Genomic DNA, 11,942 nt, shown 5'->3' with positions numbered 1-11,942 from the left:
GTGCCACCCCGTAAATGCCGGAAATCAGGCCGGCACCTTAACGAGGCGCTGGGCTGCTGCGAAGCCTATTCCTCGCTGTCGCCGGCTTCGCTGGCAGTCGCGGCCGAGCCGGCCGGGGGCAGGCGGATCGGATTGCCGTTTGGATCGGTCGGGATGTCGACGGTGAAGACCTCGCCATAGCGGCCCTGCTGGATGAGTTCGATGCGGCGTTCCTGGACCGCCGACAGGAGGTAGCGGGCATTGGTCGGCAAGGCGCCGCAGGACGACGGGCCCTCGCTGCTCGAATAGACGAGCGCCGCGCCACCGGTGCCGGTGCAGCGCCGGGATCCGTTGATCAGGTCGGCAACCTCCCAGGCCTCGATGTCGGCACGCACGGGGCGGCCGCCGCGCAGCTGGACGGCCGTTTCCTCGTTGGCGAAGGCGCGCAGGTGGCGACGCAGGTCCTCGTCGAACTCGGGAAAGAATTTTTCGGCCTCGGCATAGATGTGCGAGACGCGCAGCTCGCGCTGCGAGACTTCCACGCCGCGCAGGGCATTGACGAATTCGCGCGCATTGCGGTCGAGCTGGGCCCAGATGCGGGGGCCGTCGAAGGCAGTGCGGCTGAGTTCGGGACCACCCACGGACCCATTGAAGAAGCCGTAGATGACGCGCGGATCGTCCCATTGCTGGTAGACGATGCGCAGGCGGATATCATTGAGGCTGAGCGGCACCCCGGCGACGGTGAGGATCTTGGCGTCGAACACCGGTTCGTTGGTGCCATGGGCATCCATCCGGTTGATCCGGGTGACCGGGTAGTTGAGCATGACCTGCTCGAGCATCGCCACATTGTGCAGGTTGAGCCAGTAGGCGAGCTGTTCATTGCTGTTGAGGCGGGAAAGATCGACCTGGTCGGGCAGGGCTTCGAGTTCGGCGCGATAATCGCTCACCGCCTGCTCGTATTCCTCCGACATCAAATGATAGGCGACGCGGTTGGCTTCGTAGCGGTAGCGGGTCTCGTTGGCGGTCGAGATGCGGGTGCCGGTGGAGATCGAGCGGCGACGCTCCGGCTCGCGGTCCATGTTGGGCACGTTGAGCACGAAATCGCGCATCAGATCGCTCCACAGCGTGTAGTCGACGTGGAGACGGCTGTCGGCATCGTATTCGGTGAAGCTGGCGAGCGTCTGGGCACTGGCCGAAGGGGTGGCGGACAGGCCGATGCCGGCCGCGGCCAGTGCAGTCATTCCGATGAAAGCCAGTTTACGCATAGTTGTCCCGCCGTGTCAGAGTTCACAGGCGAGGTATCGCGCCCGTCGTGTCCAGACAAGTTACGGCAATGTAAAACTGGCAAAAGAGGGACCGGCCGGAGCCGGGTCCCGCCTATTCCTGCGCGGCCAGGAAGCGTTCCGCGTCGAGTGCCGCCATGCAGCCCATGCCGGCCGCGGTGACGGCCTGGCGGTAGATGTCGTCGGTGACATCGCCGGCGGCGAAGACGCCCGGGATCGAGGTTTTCGGCGTACCCGGCTCGACGACGAGGTAATTGCCATCCTTGGTTTCCAGCTGGTCCACGAAGAGCTCGGTGGCCGGGGCGTGGCCGATGGCGATGAACACGCCGTGGGCGGCGATCTCCTGGGTCTCGCCGGTCTTGGCATGGGCCAGGCGCACTCCAGTGACACCCATCGGGTCGGTGCCGCCGAGGATCTCGTCGACCACATGGTCCCAGATCACCTCGATCTTGGGATGGTTGAACAGGCGGTCCTGCATGACCTTCTCGGCGCGCAGGCTGTCGCGCCGGTGCACCAGGGTGACCTTGGAGGCGAAATTGGTCAGGAAGAGTGCTTCCTCGACCGCGGTATTGCCGCCGCCGACCACCACGACCTCCTTGTTGCGGTAGAAGAAGCCGTCGCAGGTGGCGCAGGCGGAGACGCCGAAGCCCTGGAATTTCTGCTCGGAGGGCAGGCCGAGCCACTTGGCCTGGGCGCCGGTGGCGATGATGACACTGTCGGCGGTATAGGTGGTGCCGCTGTCGCCGGTGAGCACGAAGGGGCGCTTGGACAGGTCGGCCTTGACGATGATGTCGGAGACCATCTCGGTGCCGACCTTCTCGGCCTGCTCGCGCATCTGCTCCATCAGCCAGGGGCCCTGGATGACGTCGGCAAAGCCCGGGTAATTCTCCACGTCCGTGGTAATGGTCAGCTGGCCGCCCGGCTGCAGGCCGGCAATCAGCATGGGCTCGAGCATGGCGCGCGCGGCATAGATGGCGGCGGTATAGCCGGCGGCACCGGAGCCGATGATGATCAGGCGTGCGTGACGGGTGTCGGACATGGATGGGCCTCGTCGTGTCTGTGGAGCGCAGCGCGCGGCTGCATCGGTCGGGTTCTATATAGGAGGGCGAAGCGCGCCTGCCTCCCGGCAAGTGCAGCCGGTTGGTTGGGCGCGCTCAGCCGGCCAGCGCCTGGACCAGTCCGGGGTCGCGGCCGCCGGGCCAGTTCATGGTGTCGAACGGGTCCTCGGCGCTGTCGGAGCAGCGCTTGAGGTGGGCGGCGTAGATGTGGGCCGAGCGGGTGCCGGAGCGGCAATGCATGACGATCTTGCCGGTCGTGTTGGCGAGCGCGGTTTCCAGCGCATCGGTGACGGCGGGGCTCGGGGCATGGACGCCCCCGAGGGGGAGTTCGATGTAGCGCATGCCGCGCTCGGTCACGGCCTGGCGCAGATCGAAGGGCAGGCCGGCGGTTTCCTCCGGTGTGCGCGAATTGATCACCAGCTCGACGCCGTCGGCGGCCCACTGGTCAAGATGGGCCGGTTCGGGCTGGGGCGCGAAGCCGACGCGGTCATGGCGGCAGACGATGAGATCGTCGGGGGTCGAGGTCATGTCGGGTCTCCTTGGGTCAGGGGCTGGCCGGCCTGGCGGCCGCACCGGCCTGCCAGCGGGCGATCAGCGTGCGGGCGATGCGGCGGGTTTCATCGAGCGGGGCGTAGGACCAGTCCTCGAGCCGGCCGAGATAGGGGCGCAGCGCGTCGCGGCCTTCCAGGGCGGCGTGCAGATGCGCGAACTTGCCCGGCTGGCCGGCCATGGGCAGGGCGTAGACCGGGGTGCCGGTCGCCGCAGCCTCGACGAGCATGTTGGTCGATTCCTCGGTGACGAAAATCCAGTCGGCGGCCGCGAGGAAGGCGAAGTATGGATTGTCCTGTGCCGCGTCGTGCAGCCAGACCCGCGGGTGATCGACAAGCCGTTCGGCGAGCCGGCTGCGCAGGCTCTGCGGCGTGCGGCGGGACACGGTGATCATCAGCGACACGTCCTGGTCGAGCAGGTGCAGGATGCGACGCTCGAGATAGGCGGCGGTATCGGTGTCGAGCTTGAAGCGCTTGGACGGGCCGCCGATCAGCACTGCGGCCCGAGGTCCGGGCAGGGCGTCGAGGCGGTCGGCGAAGCGGGCCTGTTCGGCGGCGAGGCGATCGGCGGTGACGCGATTGGGCGAGCCGAGCATGGTCACGGCGTTCGGCCGTCTCAGGCGGTCATGGTCCGGGGCGATGATGAGGTCGAAATCATCATGGTTTCTGCGCGGGTCCTGGACATAGGCGAAGAAGGCGTCCGGGAAGATGCGGCGATGGCTGGCGGCGAGCGGGATGGCGGCGCGGCCGCAGCCGATCCACAGGTCCGGCCGGCTGTCTCCTGGCAGGGCGACGAAGCCGTCCTTGCGCACGGTGACCCGCTCGATGTGCAGGGGCGTGGCGAGCTCGCGCTGCACGGCCTCGGCCAGGCCCAGCGCCTGGTTCTCGATGCCGCGACGGCCGTCGCTGACCATCCAGCAGATGGCGACGGCGGGGTCCGGTGCGGGGTCGGGCGCAGACGAGGCGGGGCTTGGTGTCATGGCGGGACATTGAAACTGTGGCGCTGCCGGGGTCAAGGCGGGGCCTGCTTGACAGGGGGTGCTACAAATGTAGTATGTGACAAATGTAGCATCAACGTTACGGAGATTTGCGCATGTCGCATTCCGCCCCCAGCCCGGCCGAGCTTTCGGTCCTCAAGCATCTCTGGTCTGCCGGTGCGCAGAGCGCGCGCGAGGTCCACGACGCGCTGGCCAGTGGTCAGGGCTGGTCCTATTCGACGACGCGGACCCTGTTGTCGCGGATGACCGACAAGGCGCTGGTCGAGCGGCGCGACGTGCACGGCCTGTCGGTGTTTTCCGCCAAGGTCGAGAAAGTGGCCCTGATGGGCCGGATGATCCGCGATTTCGCCAGCACCGTGCTTGATCTCGACGGGCCGATCCCGGCCACGGGTTTCGCCAAGAGCGAGCTGTTCAGCGAGGAAGAGGCGAGGGCGCTGACGGCGTTGCTCGAGGCGGAGGATAATGCCGGGGAGGAGCGGTCATGAGCGGCCTGATCGACGCCATTCTCATCGGCGCCGGGCTGAGCGTGGTCGCCGGTACGCTCGCGCTTGTGCTGGCCCGGGTCCTGGAAAGCCGGGTGCGCGGCGCGGAGACGGTCTTGTGGCGCGGCGCACGTGTCGTGGCCGTGCTGCCGGTGCTGGTTGCGCCCCTGGTCTATGCCATTCCCGAGGCCGCTCCGGCCTTGCCGGCACTGGATTTCGGGACCGACGCGGCGGCGGTGGAGGGCGTCGTGGCGCCGCTGGCAGACCTGCCCATCCTGTCCAGTGCACCTGCCCTTCCTGCCCTGCGTGACGTGGCGCTTGCGATCTATGGGATCGGTCTGCTGGCCTGTCTCGGCCTGGCCCTGCGGCGCCATTGGCAACGGGCCGCCGTGATCGCGGCGAGCCGGCCGGCGCGACCGGACGAGACGCTGTTGCTGGCGCGCCAGGCCGAGCTGATCGGCGGGCCGACACCGGAATTGCGCGTCCATGGCGGCACCACATCACCCTTCCTGACCGGCTGGCGCGGGGTCGTGCTGATGCCCGAACACCTGTTTGAAAACCGCCAGATGGCGGGCCATGCCCTGGCCCACGAGCTGTGCCATTGGCGGCGCGGTGACGAGCGCGACCGGCTGGTCGGGGCGGCGCTGCTGGTGGTGGCGTGGTTCCATTGGCCACTGCGCCAGATCGAGCGCCACCTGGAAGCGGCCCGCGAGCTGGCCTGTGACCGCGATTGCCTGGCCGCTCTCGGGCCGGATGCCCGCAAGGGCTATGCGGTCACGCTGATCGAAAGCTTTTCCCTGGGCCTCCCGCCCGCCACCGCCTTCGGGCCTTTGTCACGGAGACATCGCGAAATGCGTATTCAAGCCATTCTCGCCGGCGCGCCGGCAAACACGCTGTCGGCCCGGCTGGTTGCGGCAGGGGTTCTGGCAGCGGTGATCCCCGTCGGCCTTGCGCAAGCCATGGTCACCGACCGGCGGGACGCGGCAGCGGTCCAGGTGGAGCAAGTCCCGGCACGCAGTTTTTCGGATGCGACGGGCGAGGCAGTGCTGCAGGCCCAGCAACTGCAGGACGAGGCGCAATGGCAAGCCTCGATCGACCGGCTCGATGCTGCCCTGGCGGAGCAGGCCTTGTCGCCCTACGAGCAATCGATTGCCCTGCAAATGCGCGGCCGGGCCTATTACGAACTCGACGATATTGAGGCGGCCGTCGCCGACTGGCGTTCCGCAATTGCCACGGGCGGCAATACGGCCGAGGAGGAGCGCCGTTTGCGCATCAATATCGGTCAATTGCTGATCGTCAGCGGGGATGCGGAAGGCGGTGTTGCCGAACTGGAAGCGGCCTATGCCGGCGTTGAGCCGGATGCACGTATCGCACGCGCCCTGGCGCAGGCCTACGCCCAGGCCGGGCAGTTCGACCGGGGGCTGGCGCATGCCCGCGCGGCATACCAGGCCGATCCCCAGGACCGGTCGGCCTGGACGCTGCAGCTCTACTATCTGCAAGAGCTGGGCCTGGCGGCAGAAATGGCCGCCCACCGCGCCGCAGAACCCAGTGCGTCGCCAAGCGCGGACGGCGAGAAATCCAGTAACCGTTCCGCACCACGGCGTCCGGATCCGGCACCTGCAGCTCCGGCAGACCCTGGTCCGGCACCTGCCGCGCCTGCTGCCCTGTCACCGGCGCCGGACTTCAGCCATGCCGTGGCCCCGGCCGCCCGGATTTCCAGTCGCTATGGCGAGCGGCCGGCTCGCCCGGCAGGGGCTCCGCGGGATCATGGTGGCTATGACCTGGCGGCCCCCGAGGGCACTCCGGTGATGGCGCCGGCCGCTGGCGTGGTGACCCAGGCACAGGCCGGTTTTGGCGGCCGTGACAGCTGGGGCAATACGCTGGTGCTCGATCATGGTGGCGGCTGGCAGACCGTGTATGCCCACCTGCAAGGTTTCGACGTACAAGTTGGCGACACGGTCTCGGCCGGGCAGGCAGTGGCGCGCGTCGGATCGACGGGACAGGTCACCGGACCGCATGTCCATGTCGAGGTGCGCTTGAATGGGCACCGCCAGGATCCGGCGGATCATCTTCCCGGCTTGCGCTAGGTCCTCTGTCCCGGACCTGCAGCACACGAGAGGCCCCGGTCGCGACGGGGCCTTTTTCGTGGGGCTGGAGAGGACCCAATAGATAGCTCTTGACTCATTTCGACGTTTAGCGAAATGTAAAAGCATGAGTGATGCCTTCAAAGCCCTGTCCGATCCGACGCGTCGCCGCGTGCTGGAATTGCTGCGCTCCGGTCCGATGTCGGCCGGCGAGCTGGCCGCCGCATTCGACCTGTCCAAGCCGACGCTGTCGGCGCACTTCGCGGTCCTGCGGGAAGCCGGTCTGGTGACCTCGGAGAAACAGGGCAAGTCGGTCGTCTATCATTTGCAGATGTCGGTCCTGGAGGACGCCCTGCTGGGCTTCGCCCGCCTGTTCGGCTGGGGCCCGGACACATCCGCCCCGGACGCATCCGCGCCGGGTTCAACCAAGGAGACGGACAAATGATCACCACGGCCCTCAAGCGGTCCTACCGCAGTTTTGCCATCCAGTTCGGCGTCGGCGTGACGATCGTCCTGGTCCTGGCCTTTTCCGGCGAACTCGGCCTGATTGACCGCGATCTCGCCAGGCGCGGCAGCGGCCTGGGCTTTGCCGTCCTGATGATCCTGGCCGGCAACATGCTGCCGAAAGTCACCGGCGGCCTCTCCGCTGGCGCGATGACGCCCGGTGTGGCGCGTCTGGCCGGATGGAGTTTCGTGCTGGCCGGGCTGACCACCGTGCTGGTCTGGCTGGTGGCGCCCGACGGGGTGGTCAAGCTGGCCGCCGGCGGCGTCGGCCTGGCGGCCTTCGCCGTCAGCCTGGGCGCAGCGGGCTTCGCTCTTGTGGTGTCCGGCCCGCCAGTGGCTGCGGACAAAGGGGAGGAGCCGGACCGGGTATCACGGTCGATGCTGTTCGCCCTGCTTCTGTTGATGCATGCCCTGGTATGGGTGTGCGCCATATTCCTGATCGACGCGCTCTGGGGTGACACCGCAGGGCAGTGGTCGGCGCTCGCCTTCGTCCTCGCCAACGGCGTCCTGGCGATCCGCTTTGCCGGCTTGTTCAAGAGCGCGGCCGACCGCCCGGACGCGTGAGGGCCTGTCGCGGCACCCGACGCCCACGAAAGGCACTCCGCAGACACAAAAAAACCGGCTGGAAACGAGGTTTCCAGCCGGTTCTTATGACCCTGGGGCCGGTCCATCATGCCGGCGTTCGATCACGAACATGTCCATCGGGCGGGGCGCGTGTCAGGCGCTGCTCTTGTGCTTCGTGAGCGCTCGGCGGAGCGGCTCCGGGGTCGGGCGGTTCGCGCTTTGCAGCGGCGGATCGCCCACGATCAAGACCCTATTTCTTGGGCTGAGGCTTGGCGCCAGGTTTCTTGGCCTGTTCGTGTTTGCCCTTGATCGATTCCGCACCCTTCTGTTTTTCGGCAGTCGGGCGTTTCTTCTCGAGTGTCTGTTCTTTCATGCAGCGCCTCCATGGCAGCGCCTGAGACTGTGCCTCCCAGTTGAGGACACGAACAGGATCATACGCCCAAATCGCCTTGCTGCACAGCGGATTCGCCCGTCAGGCGAGGTTCATTTTGCAACCGGTTGAGCCGTCGCGCGCAGGTCCTTGGCGAAATGTGCGAATCCGTTCGCGACGGCGCGCCAAGAAAAACGGCCGGGCAGGGCCGGCCGTCGTTCTGGTTGCAGGGCAGTGCCGAGGATCAGTCGAACTTGACCGCCATGATCTCGTAGGATTTCAGGCCGCCCGGGGCATTGACCTCGATGACGTCGCCGACTTCCTTGTTGATCATCGAGCGGGCGATCGGGGACGTGACGGAAATCTTGCCCGATTTCACGTCCGCCTCGTCCTCGCCGACGATCTGGTAGGTCGACTCCTGCTCGCTGTCCTCGTCGAGCACGGTCACCGTGGCACCGAACTTGACCGTGTCACCGGACATCTTGGAGATGTCGATGATCTGGGCCCGGGCCAGCTTGTCCTCGAGCTCGGTCACCCGGCCCTCGATCCAGCCCTGGCGTTCCTTGGCGGCGTGGTATTCAGCGTTCTCTGAAAGGTCGCCATGCTCGCGCGCTTCCGAGATCGCCGCGATCACTGCCGGGCGTTCTTCGGTTTTGAGACGTTTCAGCTCTTCGTCGAGGGCCTTGTGCCCTTCAACGGTCATCGGGATCTTGTTCATGCGACCACTTATCTTAGGGAGTGGGACACAGGCTAGCTGTCTCCAAGTTGACCATCAAGAGTAGGTCTGCAGAGCGACAGGTTCAAGCGCTCCTTCATCGATGCGACGCAGGGACATGATCACGGCCTTGGCAGCCGACGCCGTGGTGTAGGTCGGGATCTTCATTTCCAGGGCCGAGCGGCGGATGGAGTAGCTGTCGTGATGCGACTGGCGACCCTCGGTGGTGTTGAAGATGAGCTGCACGTCGCCATTCTTCATCTGGTCGACAATGTGCGGCCGGCCCTCGAACACCTTGTTGACCCGGGTCACCGGGATGCCGGCATCCTCAAAGGTCTTGGCCGTGCCGCCGGTGGCCAGGATGGTGAAGCCGAGCATGCGCAGCACGCGCACGGGCTCGATCATGCCGGCCTTGTCGCCGTCGCGCAGCGAGATGAACACGCTGCCCTTGCGCGGCAGCTTGACGCCGGCGCCGAGCTCGGCCTTGGCAAAGGCGCCCTCGAACAGCGTGTCGATCCCCATGACCTCGCCGGTCGAGCGCATTTCCGGGCCGAGCACCGGGTCGACGCCCGGGAAACGCGCCCACGGCATGACCGCTTCCTTGACCGAGATGTGCTTGGGCGCCGGGTCGGCGAGGTTGAGTTCGGACAGCTTGGTGCCGGCCATCACCTTGGCGGCGAGGCGGGCCACCGGCTGGCCGATCGCCTTGGCCACGAAGGGCACGGTGCGCGAGGCGCGCGGATTGACTTCAAGAACGTAGATCTCGCCGTCCTTGACCGCGAACTGGACGTTCATCAGGCCCTTGACGCCGATCGCCTTGGCCATGGCCACGGTTTCCGCCTTGAGCTCGGCGATCATCTCGTCGGACAAATTGTACGGCGGCAGGGAACAGGCGCTGTCACCGGAGTGCACGCCGGCTTCCTCGATGTGCTGCATGACCCCGGCAACCCAGACATCCTCGCCGTCACAGATGGCGTCGACATCGATTTCGTCGGCATCGGTCAGGTAGCGGTCGAGCAGGAGCGGGGACTTGCCGGAGACGTTGACGGCCTCGCGCAGATAGCGCTCGAAACTGTCGATCTCGCGGATGATCTCCATGGCCCGGCCGCCCAGCACGTAGGAGGGACGCAGGACCAGCGGGAAGCCGAGTTTCTCCGCCTCGCGGCGCGCCTCGTCCTCGGTCGAGGCGATGGCGTTGGGCGGCTGCTTGAGGCCGAGACGGTCGAGCAGGTCCTTGAAGCGCCAGCGGTCCTCGGCGAGGTCGATGGCGTCCGGGGCGGTGCCGAGGATCGGCACGCCTTCCGCTTCCAGCTCGGCGGCCAGCTTGAGCGGCGTCTGGCCGCCATACTGGACGACGACGCCCAGCAGTTCGCCCTTTTCGCGCTCGGTCTCGATCAGCTCGAGCGTGTCCTCGATGGTCAACGGCTCGAAATAGAGGCGGTCGGCGGTGTCGTAATCGGTGGAGACGGTTTCCGGATTGCAGTTGACCATGATCGACTCGATGCCGAGATCGGCAAAGGCGAAGGCGGCGTGGCAGCAGCAATAGTCGAACTCGATGCCCTGGCCGATCCGGTTCGGGCCGCCGCCGAGGATGATGGCTTTCTTCGCATCCGAAGGATCGCTCTCGCACTCTGGCTCCTCACCGAAGCCCGGGGCTTCGTAGGAGGAGTACATGTAGGGCGTGGCAGCAAAGAATTCGGCGGCGCAGGTGTCGACGCGCTTGAATACCGGGCGCACGCCAAGGGCGCGGCGGGCCTTGCGGACATCGGCCTCTTCCTGGCGCGTCAGGGCGGCGAGGCGGGCATCGGAGAAGCCCATGGCCTTGAGGGCGCGGAAGTCGTCGGCAGTGTCGGGCAGGCCGAGCGTTGTGACGTCTTCCTCTGTCTGGATCAACTGCTCGATCTGGCGCAGGAACCACGGCTCGTACAGCGAGGCGCGCTCGACTTCTTCCAGGCTGAGGCCTTCGCGGAAGGCCTGCGCGATGACGCGCAGGCGGTCCGGCGTGGCCAGCGCGAGGGCGGCGCGCACGGCGCTTTTGCGCTCTTCATCGCTGGTCGCCTCCTCGACGCCGGCAATCTCGACCTCGTCAAAACCGGACAGCCCCGTCTCCATCGAGCGCAGGGCCTTCTGGACGCTTTCCTGGAAGGTGCGGCCGATGGCCATGGCTTCGCCGACGGATTTCATCGAGGTCGACAGCCGGTTGTCGGCGCCGGGATATTTCTCGAAGGCGAAGCGCGGGATCTTGGTGACGACGTAGTCGATGGTCGGCTCGAAGGCGGCCGGGGTGGCACCGTCGGTGATGTCGTTGGCAATCTCGTCGAGCGTGTAGCCGACGGCGAGCTTGGCGGCGACCTTGGCGATCGGGAAACCGGTCGCCTTGGAGGCCAGCGCCGAGGAGCGCGAGACGCGCGGGTTCATCTCGATGACGACCATGCGGCCGTCGGCCGGGTTGACGGCGAACTGGACGTTGGAGCCGCCGGTCTCGACGCCGATCTCGCGCAGCACGGCGAGCGAGGCCGAGCGCATGATCTGGTATTCCTTGTCGGTCAGCGTCATGGCCGGGGCGACGGTGATCGAGTCGCCGGTGTGCACGCCCATCGGGTCAACATTCTCGATCGAGCAGATGATGATGCAATTGTCCGCCTTGTCGCGGACCACTTCCATCTCGAATTCCTTCCAGCCGACGATCGATTCCTCGACCAGGATCTCGTCGACCGGCGAGGCGTCGAGGCCGGTCTTGCAGATGGCCTCGTACTCTTCGACATTGTAGGCGATGCCGCCGCCGGTGCCGCCCAGCGTGAAGGACGGGCGTATGATGGCCGGCAGGCCGATTTCCGCCATCACTGCTTCGGCTTCCGACATCGAGTGCACGGTGCGCGAGCGCGGGCTTTCCAGACCGATCTTGTCCATCGCCTCGCGGAAGCGCTCGCGGTTCTCCGCCTTGTCGATGACGTCGGCCCGGGCGCCGATCATTTCCACGCCGAACAGGTCGAGCACGCCGCGCTTGTCCAGTTCGAGGGCGCAGTTGAGCGCCGTCTGGCCGCCCATGGTCGGCAGCAGCGCGTCCGGACGTTCCTTCTCGATCACCTTGGCCACCATGTCGGGGGTGATCGGCTCGATATAGGTGGCGTCGGCCAGTTCCGGGTCGGTCATGATGGTGGCCGGGTTGGAATTGACCAGGATGACCCGGTAGCCCTCGGCCTTGAGGGCCTTCACGGCCTGCACGCCGGAATAGTCGAACTCGCAGGCCTGGCCGATGACGATGGGGCCGGCGCCGATGATCAGGATGGACTGGATGTCGGTACGTTTGGGCATGGGCGGTCGGCCTTCATCACGGGTGCGCGCGGGCTCGCCGCG

At 66.7% G+C, this 11,942-nt stretch carries 11 protein-coding genes; 4 read left to right on the top strand and 7 right to left on the bottom strand.

Going from position 1 to position 11,942, the window contains the following annotated elements; translation table 11 throughout:
* Positions 1 to 65: 65 nt before the first annotated feature.
* The 4 genes from ACXYMR_RS01700 to ACXYMR_RS01685 all read right to left on the bottom strand — a co-directional run bounded on the left by ACXYMR_RS01700 (position 66) and on the right by ACXYMR_RS01685 (position 3,848).
* A complete protein-coding gene (locus ACXYMR_RS01700) occupies positions 66 to 1,244 on the bottom strand; it encodes a DUF547 domain-containing protein (RefSeq protein ID WP_458941017.1) in 1,179 nt (392 codons plus the stop codon).
* A gap of 112 nt (positions 1,245 to 1,356) precedes the next feature.
* On the bottom strand, positions 1,357 to 2,301 hold the full coding sequence (trxB, locus tag ACXYMR_RS01695) for a thioredoxin-disulfide reductase (RefSeq protein ID WP_458941016.1): 945 nt from the start codon (positions 2,299 to 2,301) through the stop codon (positions 1,357 to 1,359).
* Positions 2,302 to 2,416: 115 nt separating this feature from the next.
* Positions 2,417 to 2,848: a protein tyrosine phosphatase family protein gene (locus ACXYMR_RS01690; protein WP_458941015.1), complete on the bottom strand. Its 432-nt coding sequence runs from the start codon at positions 2,846 to 2,848 to the stop codon at positions 2,417 to 2,419.
* A 16-nt stretch (positions 2,849 to 2,864) separates the two neighbouring features.
* Positions 2,865 to 3,848 carry a mitochondrial fission ELM1 family protein gene (locus ACXYMR_RS01685; protein ID WP_458941014.1) on the bottom strand — a complete coding sequence of 328 codons (984 nt, stop codon included), beginning with the start codon at positions 3,846 to 3,848 and terminating at the stop codon, positions 2,865 to 2,867.
* A 113-nt stretch (positions 3,849 to 3,961) separates the two neighbouring features.
* On the opposite strand from ACXYMR_RS01685, the gene ACXYMR_RS01680 reads away from it, so the two are divergent.
* The 4 genes from ACXYMR_RS01680 to ACXYMR_RS01665 all read left to right on the top strand — a co-directional run bounded on the left by ACXYMR_RS01680 (position 3,962) and on the right by ACXYMR_RS01665 (position 7,500).
* Complete coding sequence (locus tag ACXYMR_RS01680; protein WP_458941013.1) at positions 3,962 to 4,351, top strand: BlaI/MecI/CopY family transcriptional regulator; 390 nt, start codon at positions 3,962 to 3,964, stop codon at positions 4,349 to 4,351.
* Positions 4,348 to 6,435 (top strand): peptidoglycan DD-metalloendopeptidase family protein, encoded by a 2,088-nt coding sequence (locus tag ACXYMR_RS01675; RefSeq protein WP_458941012.1) that lies wholly within the window; start codon positions 4,348 to 4,350, stop codon positions 6,433 to 6,435. Before ACXYMR_RS01680 ends, ACXYMR_RS01675 begins: the two co-directional genes overlap by 4 nt.
* A gap of 124 nt (positions 6,436 to 6,559) precedes the next feature.
* A complete protein-coding gene (locus ACXYMR_RS01670) occupies positions 6,560 to 6,877 on the top strand; it encodes an autorepressor SdpR family transcription factor (protein WP_458941011.1) in 318 nt (105 codons plus the stop codon).
* Positions 6,874 to 7,500, top strand: a complete 627-nt coding sequence (locus tag ACXYMR_RS01665) for a hypothetical protein (RefSeq protein WP_458941010.1) — start codon at positions 6,874 to 6,876, stop codon at positions 7,498 to 7,500. Before ACXYMR_RS01670 ends, ACXYMR_RS01665 begins: the two co-directional genes overlap by 4 nt.
* A 250-nt stretch (positions 7,501 to 7,750) precedes the next feature.
* Here ACXYMR_RS01665 and ACXYMR_RS01660 read toward each other — a convergent pair whose 3' ends face one another.
* From ACXYMR_RS01660 to carB, 3 genes are all read right to left on the bottom strand, one after another.
* The gene (locus ACXYMR_RS01660; RefSeq protein ID WP_458941009.1) at positions 7,751 to 7,873 is read right to left on the bottom strand and encodes a hypothetical protein; all 123 of its coding nucleotides are present in this window, start codon (positions 7,871 to 7,873) and stop codon (positions 7,751 to 7,753) included.
* Positions 7,874 to 8,114: 241 nt separating this feature from the next.
* On the bottom strand, positions 8,115 to 8,588 hold the full coding sequence (gene greA, locus ACXYMR_RS01655) for a transcription elongation factor GreA (RefSeq protein ID WP_458941008.1): 474 nt from the start codon (positions 8,586 to 8,588) through the stop codon (positions 8,115 to 8,117).
* Between the two features lie 54 nt (positions 8,589 to 8,642).
* Entirely contained in the window at positions 8,643 to 11,900 is a 3,258-nt protein-coding gene (gene carB, locus ACXYMR_RS01650) for a carbamoyl-phosphate synthase large subunit (protein ID WP_458941007.1), read from the bottom strand.
* Between the last annotated feature and the right edge of the window lie 42 nt (positions 11,901 to 11,942).

Source organism: Maricaulis sp. CAU 1757 (genome assembly GCF_054482675.1).
The sequence above is the reverse complement of the archived record's forward strand: the minus strand, read 5'-3'. Positions and strand labels throughout refer to the sequence as shown.